The sequence below is a fragment of the Segatella copri genome (assembly GCF_019249795.2).
Lineage (GTDB): Bacteria > Bacteroidota > Bacteroidia > Bacteroidales > Bacteroidaceae > Prevotella > Prevotella copri_B.
Genome location: NZ_CP156892.1, coordinates 167,597 through 186,388, shown reverse-complemented (window position 1 = coordinate 186,388; position 18,792 = coordinate 167,597). Strand labels below are relative to the sequence as shown.

Below are 18,792 nucleotides of genomic sequence, written 5' to 3'. Positions count from 1 at the left end.
TCTTATATCTGTTGAAATCGGCTGCAAAAATACACATAATTTGTTAAATATGCTAGCTTTCATGCGGATAATCTTCAAAATCGTGTGCTTTTTACCCGAAAATTTGTATCTTTGCAGCTAATATTTTATAATAAAAAGACATTAAACTATGAATCTGAAAGTACGCCTAGCAGTGATGAACTTCCTGGAGTTTGCAGTTTGGGGAGCTTATCTTACGTCTATGGGCAACTATCTCGGCAAGGCTGGGATGGGTGCCGAGATTTCCTGGTTCTATACCATACAGGGAATCGTATCTATTTTTATGCCTACATTGATGGGCATTGTGGCAGATAAGTATATCCAGCCGCAACGTCTTTTGGGCTATTGTCACCTTTTGGCAGGTGCAGCCATGATAGGTCTGTTCGGTATGGGACAGGCTAGTCAGACTCCTAATGAGGCTATGTTTATTGCCGTTTACACCTTCAGCGTGGCTTTCTATATGCCTACATTGGCATTGTCAAATACTTCGGCATTCAGTATATTGAAGAGCAACGGGCTCGACACCGTGAAGGCTTTTCCGCCAATCCGTGTGTTCGGAACCGTGGGCTTCATTCTCACGATGTGGATTGTGAACTGTGCTACCTGGGACAACGGTTCATTCTCGTTCCTGTTGAGCGAGAACGCCCATAAGTTCCAGTATACCCATTATCAGTTCCTGGTATCGGGTGTGCTCAGCATTCTTCTCTTCCTCTATTGCTTCTCATTGCCAGCCTGTCCTATCGTGAAGAAAGAGACAAAGAGCTGGGTAGAGACATGGGGTTTCGATTCCTTCAAACTCTTCAAGAGCCGTGAGATGGCGATGTTCTTCATCTTCTCTTGCATGCTCGGTATGAGTCTGCAGGTAACCAATGGTTATGCCACTCCGTTCATTACCAGTTTCAAGGGTGATCCTGCGATGCTCGATACTTTTGCAGCTAACAATGCTACGCTCCTGGTATCCATCTCTCAGGTGGCCGAGGCGCTCTGCATCCTTCTCATTCCGTTCTTCCTGAAGCGTTATGGCATCAAGGTTGTGATGCTCATCGCCATGTTGGCATGGGTTTTGCGATTCGGCTTCTTCGGATTGGGCAATCCTGCATTTCCGGGTGTTACCTTCTTTATCCTCTCATGCATCGTTTACGGTGTAGCCTTCGACTTCTTCAATGTGTCGGGCGGTCTGTTTGTAGACCAGAAATGTGATGTGAAGGTAAGAGCATCGGCTCAGGGACTGTTCATGCTGATGACCAACGGTCTGGGAGCATCTATCGGAACCATTCTCGCAGGTATGGTCATCAACCATTACTGCCACTGGACAGATGACGGCTACCTGATGGGTGACTGGAAAACCTGCTGGTTCATCTTTGCCGGTTATGCGCTCGTGGTAGCAGTAGCCTTTGCTGTCCTTTTCCGTCCGAAGAAAGAACAGAAATAAGAAAGAAAAAGGTCATACTCAACGCGAGAGTAAAAGCAGAATGTTACGTAAGAATATAAATAAATTTAAATAAAGAAAGGGTACATAATGATGTTGTACAAACTTAAACTCGCTGCCTGTTTTGGCATTCCGGAAGCTTTCGGGACATGTATTATTAGTTTGGTAGACGAAGCCGAAAAAAGAGCTTTGTCTATTATGACTACTGAATATGTAGCAGAGCAGCTGAAGGCATGTAATTCGAAAACTTCTGATTTTAAAAATGATGTGATCTCTGTACTTTGGACACTATTTGACAGGCTCAATGTTGACGATTTCTATCTCGAATTCGATGCTACGCCAGAGAGGGGAGTATATGCTACTCTTGTGAATAAAATCACAAATGAACGTATGAGCATCAAGACTGACCAGGCTGTGTTGCTGTCTGTGGCTGCGGATATAGAAATGTATACAACAGAGCTGGTTATAAAGGAAATTTCTACTCCTTTTAATAAAAATGATATGAGTTCGACTTCTTGTGCGGTACCTATTTCGGCTTTGCCAGACCAGATGCTTGAGAAGGCATTGGATTGTGCCATTAATGAAGAAGATTACGAAACAGCCTCAGCCATTCGCGATGAGATAGAGCGCCGCAAAGGCAAAAAAAGTGAATAATTAAAGGATATTCTTGCGGAATAACAGAAAATTAAGAAGAAAAAGTAACAATAAGAGGAAATGAAAGAAGTTAGATTTTTCTATGTGCCAGATGCGGCTACACAGACAGAACTGCCTCAGGAAGAGGCTACTCATGCACTCAGGGTTTTGCGTATCCAGGCGGGGGACGAATTGTTCCTGATGGATGGCAAGGGGGTGTTCTACCGTGCAGAAGTTTCGCTGGCTACCAACAAACGGTGCATCTATGAGGTGAAGGAGGTTATGCCGCAGCAGCCTGCCTGGCGAGGACACATTCACCTGGCCATCGCCCCGACAAAGATGATGGACCGCATTGAATGGATGGCAGAGAAGGCTACGGAAATCGGCTTCGATGAAATCTCTTTCCTCAACTGCAAGTTCTCTGAACGCAAGGTCATCCGCATAGACCGCATCGACAAGATTGTGGTTTCTGCCGTCAAGCAGAGCCACAAGGCTTGGAAACCTGTAGTCAACGAACTGCAGAACTTTAAAGATTTTATTACGGCTCCCCGCAATGGCAGAAAGTTTATCTGCCATTGTTATGAGGAGATAGAAAAGAAAGACTTTTTTGCCGAGATTTCCAAGTCATGCCCAACTGATGATTCTGCCGGAGCAGCCCAGGAGGGTACTGATGACATCACCGTGCTGGTAGGACCTGAGGGCGATTTCTCTATCGATGAGGTGAGACTGGCCCTGGAAAACGGATATGAGAGTGTTTCGCTTGGCACCAGTCGCCTCCGTACGGAAACAGCAGGATTGGTGGCTGTCAACATGTGCCATCTGGCAAGAGCTTTATAATATTTACTAGTGTGATGAAAAGATTGTATAAGAGTTTGATGTTCATGTGCTTGGCTGTCGTATTGGGATTGCTGAGCTCATGCTCGGGCACTGACTATCTCAATGCCATTCCAAAGAAAAGTACTGCGCTCATCTCTGTTGACATGCAGCAGATGGCATCCGGCAAAAGCGATGAAGACAAGGCGGGAATGCTAAAGTCTCTGCTGCACGTTGAGGATGCATCGAAGTGTGGCATCGACATCTCAGAGAAGATATTCCTCTTTGAGAGTGCTGATGGCAACCTCGGACTTTGTGCCAAGGTGAGCGATGAGGGCGATGTTGAAGACTGGCTTGCTTCGCTTGCCAAACAGCATATCGCTACAGAGGTGAAGGAGCGCAAAGGCTTTCATTTCTCTGTATTGAAAAATTCGTGGCTGCTCGGCTTTTCTGATCAGGCACTCCTCGTTATGGGACCGGTTGTAGCCGATGCGCAGGCCCAGCTCCAGCAGCAGATGGTGAAATATCTGAAGGCTGATGAGGACGAAGGTATTACCGCATCGCCTATGTTCGAGCGACTGGAAACCATCACTTCGCCTATGGCTATGGTGGCTCAGGCTCAGGCGCTGCCGGAGAAGTTCGTAGCTCCATTTACTCTTGGCACGCCTAAGGATACCGACCCTTCGCAGGTAGTGATTGCTGCTGAGATGGACGTGAAAGACGGTATCCTGCAGGTGAAGGGAGAAACCTTCTCCTTTAATAAAGAAATATATGAGGCCCTGAAGAAGGCGGCTCAAACCTATCGTCCGATTAAAGGCAGCTACGTCAAGTCGATGCCTGCTGATGCCCTGGCGGGTATCTTCATGAACGTAAAGGGCGAGCAGTTCCTGCCGATGATGCAGAGCAACCGCAGCCTTCAGACCCTCCTGATGGGTATCAACCAGGCTATCGATATGGATAATATCATCCGTAGTGTGGATGGGGATATGGCTATCGTGTTGCCTTCGCTTACGGATAACAATATGCAGATGACGATGGCTGCTAAACTGTCGCATGCCAAGTGGTTGGGCGATGTTGATTATTGGAAAACTTCATGTCCGGCTGGTGCGAAGATAGCCAATTGGGGCAAGAATGCTTACTTCTATACCGACGGCAAGACCTCGTTCTATTTCGGTGTGACGGATGACAAGCAGTTCTTTAGCGGAAGCGACCAGCTGATGGCGCAATATGCCGTGAAACCAAGTAATCATCCGATAGATGCAAAGATTCAGAAACTCATCGTCGGTCAGAAACTGGCAATGGTCATCAATCTCGCCAAGAGTTCTGATAGTGACGGCTCGGGCAAGGATGATGCCATCTCTACCGTAACCGGTCTGCTCACCCCTGTCTTTGGAAATCTTACTTCGGTGGTCTATACTTTAAAGGTAAAAGATTAAACATTAAACATAAAAAAAGTGGAAAAGATTCAGCTTCATTCCGTTCTCCCACAGGTTTTTGCCCAGCGCAACGACCTGGATTCGGAGATATGGAAGCAGGATGTTACCTTCGAGAAAGGTCATCTTTATCTTATCGAGGCAGAGAGTGGCAGCGGAAAGAGTACTTTCTGCAGCTATGTGCTCGGCTATCGTCACGACTACAGCGGAAGCGTGATGTTCGACAATGATGTTACCGCCAACTACAAGGTGAAAGACTGGGTAGAGATGCGCAAAAAGCACATCAGCCATCTCTTTCAGGAACTCCGTCTCTTCCCTGAGCTTACTGCCCTGGAGAATGTAGAAATTAAGAACAAAATAATCGGATTCAAGACGCGTGAGCAGATTCTTAAATGGTTTGAGATGCTCGGTATTGCTGATAAGGTAGATGCCAAAATCGGCAGAATGTCGTTCGGACAGCAGCAGCGTGTGGCAATGATGCGTGCGCTCTGTCAGCCTTTCGACTTCATTCTGGCTGATGAGCCTATTAGTCACCTCGACGACAACAATTCGCGCATCATGGCAGATATCATGATGACCGAAGCGAAGGAGCAGGGGGCTGGCGTCATTGTAACCAGTATCGGTAAGCACATGGGCTTGCCCTACGAGCACGTGTTTAAACTTTAGTAAAGTTAATAGTTGACAGTTTATAGTTTATAGTTAATAGCAAGTTTGCTATAAACTGAAAATTATAAATTATAAATTTAAAATTTAAAATGAATCTCGTTTGGAAATTATTGCGTCAGCATATCAGCATACCTCAGTTTGCGGGCTTTGCCTTCGCCAATCTCTTCGGTATGCTCATCGTTCTTTTCGGCTTCCAGTTTTATCAGGACGTGCTGCCTGTCTTCACTCAGGAAGACAGTTTCATGAAAGCCGACTACCTCATCATGAGCAAGAAGATAGGTATGGGAAATACCATCAGCGGCCGTTCCAATATCTTCTCGGGTTCTGAAATCGATGAAATCGGAGACCAGAAGTTTGTGAAGAAAATAGGAAAATTCACCTCTACTGAATATAAGGTAGATGCCCAGATGGGTGTAAACGGCGTGAACGTTCTAAATAGCGAACTCTTCTTCGAGAGTGTGCCTGACGGTTTTGTTGATGTGCCGCTCAAGAACTGGAAATATACGCCGGGAACTCAGGAGGTGCCAATCATCCTCCCGCGTACCTATATTAATATGTATAACTTCGGTTTCGCCCAGAGTCATTCGCTCCCTAAAATCAGCGATGGACTGATGGGCATGATTGATTTCAATATCCAGATTCAGGCTGGTGGCAAGAAAGAGCAGTTCAAGGGAAAGGTAATCGGTTTCTCTTCGCGACTCAACACCATCCTTGTTCCACAGGCATTCATGGACTGGAGTAACCAGGAATTTGCGCCAAACCAGAAGAGCGATCCTAACCGCCTCATCGTAGAGGTAGGAAACCCAGGAGACGAGAACATCACTAAATACCTGGATGATAATGGTTATGAGGTAGAGACAGACAAACTGGATGCAGAGAAGACTACCTATTTCCTCCGCATGATGGTATCGATGGTGATGATTATCGGTTTGGTTATCTCTGTCTTGAGTTTCTACATTCTGATGCTCAGCATCTATCTGCTGGTACAGAAGAATTCTTCTAAGTTGGAGAATCTTCTTCTGATAGGTTACAGTCCGAACAATGTAGCAAAGCCATATCAGGTGCTCACCATCGCGCTGAACATCGTGGTACTCATCATCGCGTGGATCATCCTCTTCTTCCTTCGCGATTACTACATGAGCTTCATTGAAACCCTCTTCCCTGATATCGACGAGGGCACCATGCTCCCAGCCATCGCCCTGGGTCTGTTCCTGTTCCTGATAGTTTCTATCCTGAACATCGTAGCCATCCGACGCAAGGTAATGAGCATCTGGCAGCGAAAGGAGTAAGAGTGCCTAGCCTCCGTTCCAGACGATTCCATCGCCTGTCATAAAAGCTCAGTCCCCCGCTTTTAGCCTCCAGAAAAAACTATAAGCAAACCCCCGTTATGAAATAACAAATTAAAGGAAATCTGCGTTATTTGCTTAACGCAGATTTTTTTTATGTTATAAAACACATTTTTTCATGCTGTTGTAACACTTATATCGAATTTTTTGTTTAATTTTGCACCCGTAATAGATATTTGGGGGCTATTCCCCCGTATTATTAATTAATTTTTTAAAAAAGGTATGCTGAAAAGATTGCATTTACTTCTGGCTTTGTTCATCCTGACGGTGAACGCTGCAATGGCTCAGATTACCACTTCAGGCATTAGTGGTAAGATTTCTTCCAATGGCGAAACCGTTATTGGTGCTACAGTTACTGCTACACACCAGCCATCTGGTACTGTGTATCGTGCTGTAACAAATGTAGATGGTCGCTATACTATTCAGGGTATGCGTCCAGGTGGTCCTTACAAGGTAAGTATCTCTTATATCGGATATAAGGACAAGGTTTTCAACAATGTCAGTCTGAACTTGGGTGAAAGCCAAAATCTCTCTTGCTCTCTTCAGGAAGATGCCAAGCAGCTTCAGGAGGTTGTTGTTTCGGGTAAGGCTGGTCTGAATGGTACGAAGACCGGTGCGGCCATGAGTATCAATGCTCAGCAGATAGCTGATATGCCTTCTATCTCGCACAGTATTGCGGATGTGGCTCGCCTGAATCCACAGCTTACTACAAACGGGCAGTCTGGTTCTATGTCATTTGCCGGTATGAACAACCGTTATAATTCATTCCAGATTGATGGTGTGATGAATAACGACGTGTTCGGTCTTACTGCTAATGGCAGTAATGGCGGTCAGGCTGGATCTCAGCCTGTTTCTATGGAGACTATTGACCAGATTCAGGTAAATATCGCTCCTTTCGATGTTCGCCAGGGTGGTTTTACCGGTGGTGCCATCAACGCGGTAACCAAGAGCGGTACCAATGAATTCCATGGAAGTGGCTATTTCTATGGAAACAACCAGGATTTGGTAGGTCGTCATTATAAGAATATGGATGGTACCTATGCTCAGCCTTATGATGATGAGAAGGAAACTTTGTTCGGATTTACGCTCGGTGGTCCAATCATCAAAAACAAACTCTTCTTCTTCGCAAACTATGAGAATTCAGAAAAGTCGTACCCAACTCAGTATACCATCGATTCTCCAGATGTTAAGTTTAATCCGGATTTGGCTCAGGACTTGATGTCTAAGATTTATGACTTGGCTAACCGTCAGGGGTATGATTATGCAACTTCATGGGCAGATAAGGATAAGAACGTGAAGAGCCAGAAAGCTGGTTTGAAGTTGGATTGGAATATCAACGAGTTCAACAAGTTCTCTGTACGTTGGAGTTATGTTGATGCTAAGCAGACGCTTGGTCTGGGTGGTATTGCTACATTGAATACTACCGACCACTTGTATGATTTCAAATCTAAAACTCATTCTTTCTCAGCAGAGTTGCAGAGCCGCATCTCTCCAAACCTGAGCAATGAGGCACGTGTATCTTACGTTCGTGTTCGTGATGAGCGTACTTCTGGTCAGCCTGCACCATCTATCACTATCTATAAGGTAGGAAATGGTACCATGAATATCGGTAATGAATATTCCTCAATGGCTAATGGATTGAAACAGGACATTTATACCCTCGAAGATAACTTTACATGGTACAAGGGTAATCATACACTGACATTCGGTACACATAATGAGCTTTACAAGTTCTCTAACCTCTTCCTTCAGAATCTCTATGGATGCTATTATTTTGATACTCCTGAAGATTTTCTGAATTATTATAATGGTTGTGGAGCCGATGGTTTTGGAGGTGATGGTAAGTATATCAAGAACTTCTACTTCACACAGGCTAATGTTGAGGTGACTGGTAATCCTCGTTGGGCACCAGAGTTTAGCGCAGCTCAGCTGGGCTTTTATGTACAGGACAAGTGGGATGTGACAGACAGCTTCCAGCTCACCTATGGTCTCCGTATGGATATGCCTCTGTTCTTTGATACTCCTGCCGAGAATGCTAAGTTCAATGAGTGGGCAGCAGGTAAGGGATATGGTTTCAAGACCAATCAGAAACTTGCCAGTACACCAATGTGGAGCCCTCGTGTAGGTTTCCGTTGGGATATTGAAAAGAACCGCAAATATATACTTCGTGGAGGTATCGGTGTATTCACTGGTCGTATTCCTTTCGTCTGGTTGAGCAACAACTTTACGAATACTGGTGTGCAGACATCTTCTTACTCTGCAAAAAATAATTCTGCTGTGCAGCTCATCATGGATCCTAACAAGCAGACTCAGAATGCAGATAATCTGAAGGCTACCGGTAGCCAGCTGATCAATGTGTTTGACAAGGATTTCAAGTTCACTCAGACTATGCGTGTTAACCTTGGTTTCGATTTCAATCTCCTGGGTATCGACTGGACTGCTGAGGGTATCTTCAGCAAGAGTCTGAATGATGTTTATTACAAGAACTTGGCTTATGAGGAGTCTGGTAAGACCTTGTCTCAGACCTCTTACATGAACTGGGATAACCGTCCTCTTTATACAAAGGTGGCAGATGCTAAGTCGTTTACCAACATCTATGCAATGTATAATACCAGCAAGGGCTATAGCTACAGCCTGTCTTTGTCAGCAGCTAAGCACTTTGCGTTCGGTCTTGATCTGAATGCATCTTATACATTCACTCACTCAGAGTCTGTAAGCAGTATGACCTCATCTGTTGCTCAGAGCAACTGGCGTAATACTCATACTTATCGCTTCTCAAACAACCCAGAGTTGGCTAATAGTGGTTATAATGTGCCTCATACAGTGAAGGCTTCTGCTTTCTATCACTTCAACTGGGGAACCAACAAGTTGTTTACCACTACTGTAGGTCTTATCTACCAGGGTCAGAGCGGTTCTCCTTACTCTCTCGTTTATAGTGGAGATATCAACGGAGATAATGGTACAAGTAATGACTTGATTTTCATCCCTACAGATGCGCAGGTAGACCAAATGAAGTTCTTGGGTACAGATGCTTATACTGCTGAGCAGCAGCGTGCTAATTTGAAGCAGTGGCTTGCTACTACTCGTTATGTGAAGGATCATCGTGGTGAGTACTTCGAGCGTTATGGTGATAACTTGCCATTCGAGAGTCATTTCGACTTCCACTTCGGTCAGAAGTTTGGCATCCGTACAGGTAAGTATGTACATGCTTTGGAACTTACTCTGGATATCATGAACGTGGCTAACCTCCTGAACAAGGATTGGGGCCGTACCTTCAGTAGTGGTTATAACAGCGAGTTTGTTTCTCCTATCACGTACAAGGGTGATGGTGTATTCCAGTTCGCTAACCCATCAGATATGCCTCTCAAGTATCCTAGCTCATACTATAGCCGCTGGCGTGGCCAGGTTGGTTTGAAGTATACATTCTAAGGTATATACGAATCGAGATTAACAAAGATTTTGTATAAACAATAAAAGGGTATGAAGAAAGTTTAGATAATAGTTGGCGCATAACAATTGACTAACGCATGCACAACAGGTGTTGTGCATGCGCATATCAGCTGTTATGCAAGCGCACAACAGCTGTTGTGCGACCGGAGATACTAACTATCTCAAAAACTTATGTTATATTTTCTAACAACATATATTATCTTTTCAGACAACATATCATTAATATCATTAATATAAAAAGAGGGTGAATCATAAGTAAATGATTCACCCTCTTTCTGGTTTTATAAGAACAAGTCTTTCTTTGGCATGTTTGCCATATATTTCTTTCTCAGTTTCTCGAAGAAAGCCATTGTATCGTTAGAGAAACCATGTCCCTTCCAGGTGGATGTGTTCGTGATGAGAATCCAGCATTGGTTATCCGGATATTTCAAGACAATGGCTGATGTGCCAGCCAGCGAACCTGTACGAATCCATGGTTTGTTGCTCTTTGGTGTATAGTTCCAGCCGATAGAGTATTGGTGGTCAGCCTGCTCGCGCGTCATAAACTCGATACTCTTCTTACTGAGGATATCCTTGACATGTGGCAAACCATCGATGCTGGCAATAAAGCGGCTCAACTCTGCAGTCGAACCACACCAGGCACCTGCACCCGAGAGACGTGGAAGGTCGGTATCGCCATAGCATTTCTCTACCAGTCTGCCGCTGTTGTTATATTCGTATACCGGAATACTTCCTCCATGCATGTAGTATTTCGTCTCGTTAGGTCTGCGGTCCTTTAAGTAAGTTCCCGCAATATGCATGTCGTAGCAGCCGGCTGGGTGGAGCACATACTTCTGCATGAAGTTTTCATATTTCATTCCGCTCTTCTTTTCTATAATCATGGAGAGAATCATGTAGCCTAGATTGCTGTAGCATTTGCCTTTGCCAGGAGTATAGCCCAAGTGGCGCTTCAAGAGAATCTTGAGCAGGGTAGGGTGATCAGGTGGCGTTTTGAGATGGTTCTGCATCATGATGTAGCGGGTGGAAGATACCGGGTCACCGGCATAATTGTTGAAACCAGCCTGATGGCGCAGCAACTGTTCTACGGTGATGTCGTAATATCGCTTGTCCTTGATACTGTTGTTGTAAACGGTATCGCGCAGGATTCCCTTTTCGCCAAACACCTTCTCGTTCAGCTTGAGTTTCTTCATCTCCTGCAACTTCATGATACCTACGGCTGTAATCAGTTTCGATACAGAGGCGAAGCGCATCAGCATGTTAGGCTCCATTCTGATGCCTCGCTCCTTATCCGCCATTCCGAATCCGCGGGCATAGAGTAGCGAGTCGTTGCGGGTGATGACGAGTTGGGCTCCATTGATTTCCCATCTCTTGAGATACCTTTCTATTACCGAGTCCATCTCATGATATTCCTTCCCCTCTGTCAGGGCATTTGAGATGGAATCGTTGATGTGAACCTTAGGGAGCGAATCTGCCGCCTTGTTCTTATCTGATGCTGATGTACAGCGAGATACACAGCTGTGTGTAGTCCATCCTACGATTGCTGTAAAGGTAAGCAATATGATTGCTATGCGTTTTTTTCTTAGTCGTCGTGCCATTTTATTTAATTTTTCTTATGCAAAGATAATGCAATCTTCTCAAATAACAAAACATTGAAAATATATTTAAATTTATTTTGTATTGTCTATGAATTATCGTACCTTTGTACCCAGTTATAAAGAAAAACAATGAAGAAGGTATTAAAAAAGGTATTAAGATCCATATTCTATATAGTAGTCATGTCGGTTCTGGCATTCCTGCCCGACTTCTGGCTTTGGCACATCGGGGTGAGTGAGTGGCCTTTGCTGCTAGCCATCTTATGGTGGGTTCCCTCGTTGTTACTTGTTCTTGCCGAAGTGGGGTTGCAGATGGGGTTCTTCCATAAGTTGTCAGTCCGTGTACTCTTTACTACCATACTTTTCTCGGCATTCCCTAAGGTTGTCTTCATCCTGTTCGATGCATTTCTTCCTTGTTTTTTTGCTCTGATTCCAGCTTTGGGTGTAATGGGGTGGTTTGCCTTCGGCTTTATAGAGGGTTGGAAGCGGTTAGAACTGAAACATATTACCTTTACCTCGCCCGATTTGCCACCTTATTTTGATGGTTACCGTCTGGTACAGATTACCGACTTTCATCTCGGTTCGTTTCCTCCCGGCAATGATTTCGTGCAGAAGGTGGTGGATGCGACCAACAATGAAGAACCCGATATGATTCTCTTTACGGGCGATCTGGTCAATAACCAAGCCGGCGAAGTGGAGCCTTATCTGGATACGCTGGGGCAGCTTCATGCGTCAGATGGCATCTATTCTATCTGGGGAAATCATGATTATTGTGAATATGGCAACAATCATTCTATTGGCGCTTTGAAGAGAAACCGCCGTATGCTTTATGGTTATCAGGAAAGTTTGGGGTGGCATCAGCTGATGAACGAACATCATGTGGTGAGTCATGGTATGGCATCTATCGCTGTAATAGGCGTAGAGAATCCCGGTCAGCCTCCTTTCACCAATCGCAGTAATCTGAAGAAAGCGATGAAGGGGTTGAATCCAGATATGTTTAAAATCCTCTTGAGTCATGATCCTCACCATTGGCGCAGAGAAGTAGTTGGTAAGAAGATACAACTTACTCTGGCGGGACATACGCATGCCGGACAATTGAAAATAGGTAAGTGGACGCCTGCCCGCATGGCTTTCAAAGAGTGGGGCGGAGCTTACCGGATTGGTGAGCAGATGCTCTATGTATCATCGGGTATTGGTGGTTCTTTCCCTTTCCGCCTAGGCGCATGGCCTGAACTGACAGTTATCACGCTGAAACGTGATTTATAGTTCTTAAAGATAACGAAACTGGTGTTTAAGTGTTAACATATAGTTAAATATTAGCCGCTTGAACCATTGTGATGAAAAAAACGTGTTAAAAATTTGGTGGTTCGAATAAATGTTGTACCTTTGCACTAGTTTTCGCATATATTTGGGCAAATGGGGGGTGTCGTGAGATTGTACTCCATTTGTTTTTTGAAACAAGGCGAAAATACTTCACATCAGAAGTAGCTGTTCACATTTTAAATTTTATATTTAATATTGATAATAATGAAGATTTCTGTAGAAGAACAATATAAATACGTAAAACTTACTCTCCCGGATGGAAGCAAGGTTGAAGGTCAGGCTGTCTTGTTGCATGCCTGTTGTGCACCTTGTTCGGCGGCTATCGTAGAATGTATGCTTCGTAATGGTATGAAGCCTACTGTATATTTCAGTAACAGTAATATCTATCCTCAGCAGGAGTATGATGTTCGTAAACATGAACTGAAACGATTTCTGGAAGCCCAGAATGTACCTTATGTAGAGGATGAGTATGATCATCATGAGTGGCTTTCTGTTATTAAGGGTTTAGAGGATGAGCCCGAGCGTGGCAGCCGTTGTTCTGTCTGCTTTCAGTTCCGCCTCTCTCATGCAGCCAAGTATGCGCAGGAGCATGGATTTCACCTTCTTACTACCACGTTGGCATCTTCGCGCTGGAAGAATATCAGGCAGATAGATACTGCCGGTCATCTTGCCGTTGAGGCTTATCCTGATGTAGAATGGTGGGATATGAATTGGCGGAAGGGCGGTTTGCAGAATCGCCGAGGTGAACTCTTGAGAATCAATGAATTCTATAATCAGTTATATTGTGGTTGTGAATTCAGTATGAGATAAATGAAAAAGCCCAGGACATCACGCCCTGGGCTTTTTTATAAGAATCTGTGAAATCTGTAGTGTTTAAGAAAGACCAGTAATCTCACCGTTTACTACATCAATGCGCTCAGCCTGTGGGCTCTTTGGTAAGCCCGGCATACGCATGATAGGACCAGCGATGACTACAATCATCTCGGCACCCATATTTACGGTGATGTCGCGAACGTGGAGTTCGAAACCTTCTGTAGGACCGTATGCCTTGGCATCGGTAGAGAAACTGTACTGAGTCTTGGCAATACAGATAGGGAACTTTTCAGCACCCAGTTTCTTGATCTCTTCAATCATCGCCTTGGCAGAATCGCTCAATGTCACGCTGCCTGCTCCGTAAAGATTGAATGCAACCTTTTCTATCTTCTCCTCAACGCTATCGTTATCATCGTAAGCAAAATAGAGAGGGGCTGATGGACGCTCATCAATGGTCTTCACTACGAGGTTGGCAAGTTCAATGGCACCGTTTCCGCCTTCGGCAAAGGCGCTGTTTACGGCGAAACCGCAACCCATCTCCTCGCAATGCTTGCGCAATACTTCAATTTCTTCATCTGTATCGGTTGCAAACTTGTTGAATGCAATCACTACAGTCTGACCAAAGCTCTGCAGGTTCTTTACGTGCTTGTCGAGGTTCCAGTAACCGGCTTCCATACCTGCGATATTTGGCTTCTTGATATCTTCCTGAGCTACACCACCATGCATCTTCAATGCCTGGAGGGTAACAACGAGAACGGTGAGGTCTGGTTGCAAACCTGTCTTGCGGCATTTGATGTCATAGAACTTCTCTGCACCGAGATCTGCACCGAATCCTGCCTCTGTAATAGCATAGTCGCCATACTCAAGAGCAGCAGCAGTAGCCATGACGGAATTGCAGCCATGAGCAATGTTGGCAAAAGGACCGCAATGAACAAATGCCGGTGTACCCTCTGTTGTCTGAACCAGATTTGGCTTCAAAGCATCGAGAAGAAGAGCTACGATACTGCCACCTACACCCATATCCTTTACGGTAAATGGCTTGTCATCCTCGGTGATGCCCAGGAGAATATTATCGATACGGCGACGAAGATCATCGATGCTTGTTGCGAAACACATGATAGCCATAATCTCAGAAGCTGGCGTAATATCGAAACCAGACTCTGTCTCGATGCCGTTCTTATCTCCTATACCGGTGATGATGCGGCGCAAGCCTCTATCGTTCACATCCATGACGCGACGCCAAAGAATCTTCTTGAGTTTGAAACCCTCTGCTTCGTGCTGGAAACGGTAATTGTCCAGAAGGGCAGAGATCATGTTGTTGGCCTCTGTGATGGCATGGAAATCGCCAGTGAAATGGAGATTAATCTTATCCATAGGCAAAACCTGGGCATAACCGCCACCTGCAGCACCACCCTTCATGCCGAAGCAAGGACCCAGAGATGGTTCGCGAAGAGCCACTACAGCCTTCTTGCCAATCTTCTGCATACCCAGGGCGAGACCCACGGATACGGTGGTCTTGCCATTACCAGCCTTGGTAGGACTGATAGCGGTAACGAGGATGAGGTGATGGTTCTTAAACTTGTTTCTGTCAATTCTGGCCGTAGTAATCTTAGCGATGTAACGGCCGTAGTTTTCCACTTGGTCTTCGTGAATTCCAAGTTCTGCTGCCACTTCATTGATAGGGCGCAATTTTACCGATTTAGCTATTTCAATATCTGTTAACATAAAATAAATAGTTTTATGGTGCAAAGGTACAGAAAAGTATTCATATATTAAAATAAGAAAGTATAAAAAAACAAAATAAAAAAAGGAAGACTTTCCCCATTTTCAAATGACGAAGTTTAAAAAAGGTAAATTGTAGGATTTTGTCGTGTGAATGTAGTACCTTTGCAAGCGAATTTATATTTTATAGTACGTATGAACAAGTCTTTAGCATTAGCTCATTTTCAGACGAGCTTTCAGTTTATCACGCATCAGAACGAACGCTTCTCTTATCTCGAAGGAGCCTATCTAGCACTTATCGGAGGATGTGATTGGATTCAGCTTCGCATGAAAGGTGCTACCGATGAAGAGGTTGAGCCTATAGCCCATAAGTTAAAGTTGGCTTGCGAGGGTGCCGGTGCAACTTTTATCCTCGACGACCGTGTAGAACTGGTGAAGAAGTTACAGATAGATGGTGTACATCTTGGGAAGAATGATATGCCGGTTGATGAGGCCCGTAAGTTCCTGGGTGATGAATTCATTATCGGAGGCACAGCCAATACTTTTGATGATATTCGTCGTTTGCATGAACAGGGGGCTGACTATATCGGTTGTGGTCCGTTCCGCTATACTACTACCAAGGAGAAACTCTCTCCGGTGTTGGGTATAGAAGGTTATCGCCAGATTATTGAGCAGATGAGGGAGAATAAAATCTCTCTGCCTATGGTAGCTATCGGAGGTTTGACTCCAGACGATATAGATCCGCTTGCAGAATTGGGCATCGGTGTGGCAATGAGCGGTACCATCCTGAATGCGGAGAACCCTGTTACCATGACACGTCAGATTCATGACAAGTGTTTCGGATTATTCATCGAAAATCTCAATCACTTTTTTGAGAATCAGTAGAATGATACTCATAAATGATGATTTTTCATAGATAAGAGAAGAAAGTTTCGGTTTTCTTCTCTTTTCTCATTTTATTGTCGTAACTTTGCACCTGCATAGCAAAACTGTTGCAAGACAATTACAAATAATGAATTTAAAAGACATGAAATTAAAAGTGGGAATTAACTTAGGATATATAGGAAAAACAGATGCTGTTGGAAAGAACGATAACATCATGATATACGCACCTTCAAATAAAGGTGCTTAAAAACCCGGGCACAAACGTGTTCGGGCTTTTTAATTTTACTATATATAAATAGGTGTAAAACCAACTCAAAATAGATAGTGTGTGCAAAATATATAATTATTAACTTTATAAAAAAAAGGTATCAAAATGATGAAAACAGAATGGAGAGGTTTCAAAGGAAACATGTGGCAGAGTGAAGTGAATCTTCGTGATTTCATTCAGAACAACTACACTTGTTATGACGGCGATGAGTCGTTCCTTGCAGAACCAACTCAGGCAACTAACACCCTTTGGGGTATGTTGAAGGAACTCCAGAAGGAGGAGCGCGCCAAGGGTGGTGTGCTTGATATGGAAACAGAAATCGTTTCAGGATTGACAGCTTATGGTGCTGCTTATATCGGTGAAGGTACAAAGGATTTGGAGAAAGTGGTAGGTCTTCAGACTGATAAGCCTTTGAAGCGTGCCTTCATGCCTTACGGTGGTATCAAGATGGCGGAGCAGGCTTGTACAACATATGGCTATCAGCCATCAGAGAAGCTCCACGAAATCTTCCACAAGTATTGCAAAACTCATAATGATGGCGTATTCGATGCTTATACTCCAGAGATGAAACTCGTTCGCCATAACCACATTCTTACCGGTCTTCCTGATACATACGGTCGCGGCCGTATCGTGGGTGACTACCGTCGTGTGGCTCTTTATGGTATCGACTTTCTCATCGAGGAGAAGAAGAACGACCTCGCTAACATGGGCGACCGTGAGATGATTGACGACGTTATCCGTCTTCGTGAAGAGGTTTCTATGCAGATCAAGGCTCTCAAGGGCTTGAAGGAGATGGCTCAGTTGTATGGTTACGACATCTCTCAGCCTGCCAAGAACGCTCGCGAGGCTGTTCAGTGGTTGTACTTCGGTTACCTCGGAGCTGTGAAGACTCAGAATGGTGCTGCGATGTCTGTAGGCCGTATCTCTACATTCCTCGACATCTATATCCAGCGCGACTTGAACGAGGGTACTCTTACCGAGGATGAGGCTCAGGAGCTCATCGACCACTTGGTCATGAAGTTCCGTATGGTTAAGTTCGCCCGTATCCCTTCTTACAACGAACTCTTCACCGGCGACCCAGTTTGGGCTACTCTCGAAGTAGCTGGTATGGGTCAGGATGGCCGCTCAATGGTTACCAAGAACGACTTCCGTTTCCTCCACACATTGGAGAACATGGGTCCTTCACCAGAGCCAAACTTGACAGTACTCTATAGCTCTCGCTTGCCAAAGGCATTCAAGCACTACGCTTCTTTGATTTCTGTAAAGACAAGTTCTATCCAGTATGAGAACGATGACGTAATGCGCCCAGTTTGGGGTGACGACTATAGCATCTGCTGCTGTGTATCTGCTACTCAGACAGGTAAGGAAATGCAGTTCTTCGGTGCACGTGCCAACTTGGCTAAGTGCTTGACCTACGCTGTATCTGGCGGTGTTGATTCAAAGACACGCGAGCAGTGTGGTCCTAAGTATCGCGCCGTTGAGGGTGATGTATTGACATACGAGGAGTTCATGCCACGTTTCATGGATATGATGGACTGGTTGGCTGGCGTTTATGTGAAGACATTGAACCTCATCCACTACATGCACGATAAGTACTTCTACGAGGCAGCAGAGTTGGCGCTCATCGATACAGATGTTCGTCGTACTTTCGCTACAGGTATCGCTGGTTTCAGCCACGTGGTTGACTCTATCTCAGCTATCAAGTATGCCAAGGTAAACATCATTCGTGATGAGACCGGTTTCCCTCTCAGCTTCAAGACCGAGGGCGACTTCCCACGTTACGGTAACGATGATGAGCGTGCTGATGAGATTGCAGTATGGTTGCTCAAGACCTTCATGAACATGATCAAGAAGCATCATACATACCGCAATTCTGAGCCTACTACATCTATCCTGACTATCACATCAAATGTAGTATACGGTAAGTACACCAGCAACATGCCTGATGGTCGTCCAGCCGGTGCTCCATTGGCTCCAGGTGCTAACCCATCTTACGGTGCAGAGAAGAACGGTCTTTTGGCTTCATTGAACTCAGTAGCTAAGTTGCCATACGAGTATGCTCTTGATGGTATCTCTAATACTCAGACCATCAGCCCTGGTGCTCTCGGTCACAACGATGAGGAGCGTGCCCAGACATTGGTAGGTGTATTGGATGGTTACTTCAACCAGGGTTCTCACCACCTGAACGTGAACGTATTCGGTATCGACAAGCTCAAGGATGCGATGGAGCATCCAGAGAAGGAAGAGTACCAGAACTTTACTATCCGTGTGAGTGGTTACGCTGTTAAGTTCATCGACTTGACACGTGAGCAGCAGCTCGACGTAATCGCTCGTCAGGCTCACGAGAGACTCTAATCAATTAGAAGAATAAATATTGCCCGCTAGATTTTCTTTCCGAGGA

Annotated in this window: 13 protein-coding genes; 11 read left to right on the top strand and 2 right to left on the bottom strand. The window is 44.9% G+C overall.

The genetic code is table 11. From position 1 onward, the window contains the following. The first annotated feature begins 148 nt into the window (after window positions 1–148). The 7 genes from KUA48_RS13775 to KUA48_RS13745 all read left to right on the top strand — a co-directional run bounded on the left by KUA48_RS13775 (window position 149) and on the right by KUA48_RS13745 (window position 9,767). Window positions 149–1,450, top strand: coding sequence for an MFS transporter (locus KUA48_RS13775; RefSeq protein WP_118253412.1), 1,302 nt, complete (start codon window positions 149–151; stop codon window positions 1,448–1,450). A gap of 87 nt (window positions 1,451–1,537) precedes the next feature. Next, on the top strand, window positions 1,538–2,101 hold the full coding sequence (locus tag KUA48_RS13770) for a UvrB/UvrC motif-containing protein (RefSeq protein WP_118253413.1): 564 nt from the start codon (window positions 1,538–1,540) through the stop codon (window positions 2,099–2,101). A 60-nt stretch (window positions 2,102–2,161) separates the two neighbouring features. Beyond that, a complete protein-coding gene (locus KUA48_RS13765) occupies window positions 2,162–2,917 on the top strand; it encodes a 16S rRNA (uracil(1498)-N(3))-methyltransferase (RefSeq protein ID WP_118253415.1) in 756 nt (251 codons plus the stop codon). Between the two features lie 14 nt (window positions 2,918–2,931). After that, window positions 2,932–4,329 carry a DUF4836 family protein gene (locus KUA48_RS13760; RefSeq protein WP_218431804.1) on the top strand — a complete coding sequence of 466 codons (1,398 nt, stop codon included), beginning with the start codon at window positions 2,932–2,934 and terminating at the stop codon, window positions 4,327–4,329. An 18-nt stretch (window positions 4,330–4,347) separates the two neighbouring features. Beyond that, a complete protein-coding gene (locus tag KUA48_RS13755) occupies window positions 4,348–4,992 on the top strand; it encodes an ATP-binding cassette domain-containing protein (protein ID WP_118253420.1) in 645 nt (214 codons plus the stop codon). A gap of 89 nt (window positions 4,993–5,081) precedes the next feature. Next, the gene (locus KUA48_RS13750; RefSeq protein ID WP_153073817.1) at window positions 5,082–6,281 is read left to right on the top strand and encodes an ABC transporter permease; all 1,200 of its coding nucleotides are present in this window, start codon (window positions 5,082–5,084) and stop codon (window positions 6,279–6,281) included. A gap of 279 nt (window positions 6,282–6,560) precedes the next feature. Further along, window positions 6,561–9,767, top strand: a complete 3,207-nt coding sequence (locus KUA48_RS13745; protein ID WP_218431710.1) for a TonB-dependent receptor — start codon at window positions 6,561–6,563, stop codon at window positions 9,765–9,767. 302 nt (window positions 9,768–10,069) lie between these two features. Here KUA48_RS13745 and KUA48_RS13740 read toward each other — a convergent pair whose 3' ends face one another. Next, complete coding sequence (locus KUA48_RS13740) at window positions 10,070–11,383, bottom strand: serine hydrolase (RefSeq protein ID WP_153089046.1); 1,314 nt, start codon at window positions 11,381–11,383, stop codon at window positions 10,070–10,072. Between the two features lie 129 nt (window positions 11,384–11,512). On the opposite strand from KUA48_RS13740, the gene KUA48_RS13735 reads away from it, so the two are divergent. Beyond that, on the top strand, window positions 11,513–12,646 hold the full coding sequence (locus KUA48_RS13735; RefSeq protein WP_218431711.1) for a metallophosphoesterase: 1,134 nt from the start codon (window positions 11,513–11,515) through the stop codon (window positions 12,644–12,646). 261 nt (window positions 12,647–12,907) lie between these two features. Beyond that, a complete protein-coding gene (locus tag KUA48_RS13730; protein WP_153073813.1) occupies window positions 12,908–13,513 on the top strand; it encodes an epoxyqueuosine reductase QueH in 606 nt (201 codons plus the stop codon). Between the two features lie 63 nt (window positions 13,514–13,576). Here KUA48_RS13730 and KUA48_RS13725 read toward each other — a convergent pair whose 3' ends face one another. Continuing rightward, entirely contained in the window at window positions 13,577–15,241 is a 1,665-nt protein-coding gene (locus KUA48_RS13725) for a formate--tetrahydrofolate ligase (protein WP_153073812.1), read from the bottom strand. 192 nt (window positions 15,242–15,433) lie between these two features. On the opposite strand from KUA48_RS13725, the gene KUA48_RS13720 reads away from it, so the two are divergent. Next, complete coding sequence (locus KUA48_RS13720; RefSeq protein WP_153073811.1) at window positions 15,434–16,123, top strand: thiamine phosphate synthase; 690 nt, start codon at window positions 15,434–15,436, stop codon at window positions 16,121–16,123. A gap of 376 nt (window positions 16,124–16,499) precedes the next feature. After that, window positions 16,500–18,746 carry a formate C-acetyltransferase gene (gene pflB, locus KUA48_RS13715; RefSeq protein WP_153073853.1) on the top strand — a complete coding sequence of 749 codons (2,247 nt, stop codon included), beginning with the start codon at window positions 16,500–16,502 and terminating at the stop codon, window positions 18,744–18,746. Window positions 18,747–18,792 lie beyond the last annotated feature (46 nt).

Excerpts from the sequence above, each read along its gene's own strand:
- KUA48_RS13730 (WP_153073813.1), top strand. The coding sequence starts at position 12,908 with ATGAAGATTTCTGTAGAAGAACAATATAAATACGTAAAACTTACTCTC.
- KUA48_RS13760 (WP_218431804.1), top strand. The coding sequence starts at position 2,932 with ATGAAAAGATTGTATAAGAGTTTGATGTTCATGTGCTTGGCTGTCGTA.
- KUA48_RS13745 (WP_218431710.1), top strand. The coding sequence starts at position 6,561 with ATGCTGAAAAGATTGCATTTACTTCTGGCTTTGTTCATCCTGACGGTG.
- KUA48_RS13740 (WP_153089046.1), bottom strand. The coding sequence starts at position 11,383 with ATGGCACGACGACTAAGAAAAAAACGCATAGCAATCATATTGCTTACC.
- KUA48_RS13770 (WP_118253413.1), top strand. The coding sequence starts at position 1,538 with ATGATGTTGTACAAACTTAAACTCGCTGCCTGTTTTGGCATTCCGGAA.
- KUA48_RS13720 (WP_153073811.1), top strand. The coding sequence starts at position 15,434 with ATGAACAAGTCTTTAGCATTAGCTCATTTTCAGACGAGCTTTCAGTTT.
- KUA48_RS13725 (WP_153073812.1), bottom strand. The coding sequence starts at position 15,241 with ATGTTAACAGATATTGAAATAGCTAAATCGGTAAAATTGCGCCCTATC.
- KUA48_RS13775 (WP_118253412.1), top strand. The coding sequence starts at position 149 with ATGAATCTGAAAGTACGCCTAGCAGTGATGAACTTCCTGGAGTTTGCA.
- pflB (WP_153073853.1), top strand. The coding sequence starts at position 16,500 with ATGAAAACAGAATGGAGAGGTTTCAAAGGAAACATGTGGCAGAGTGAA.
- KUA48_RS13765 (WP_118253415.1), top strand. The coding sequence starts at position 2,162 with ATGAAAGAAGTTAGATTTTTCTATGTGCCAGATGCGGCTACACAGACA.
- KUA48_RS13750 (WP_153073817.1), top strand. The coding sequence starts at position 5,082 with ATGAATCTCGTTTGGAAATTATTGCGTCAGCATATCAGCATACCTCAG.
- KUA48_RS13735 (WP_218431711.1), top strand. The coding sequence starts at position 11,513 with ATGAAGAAGGTATTAAAAAAGGTATTAAGATCCATATTCTATATAGTA.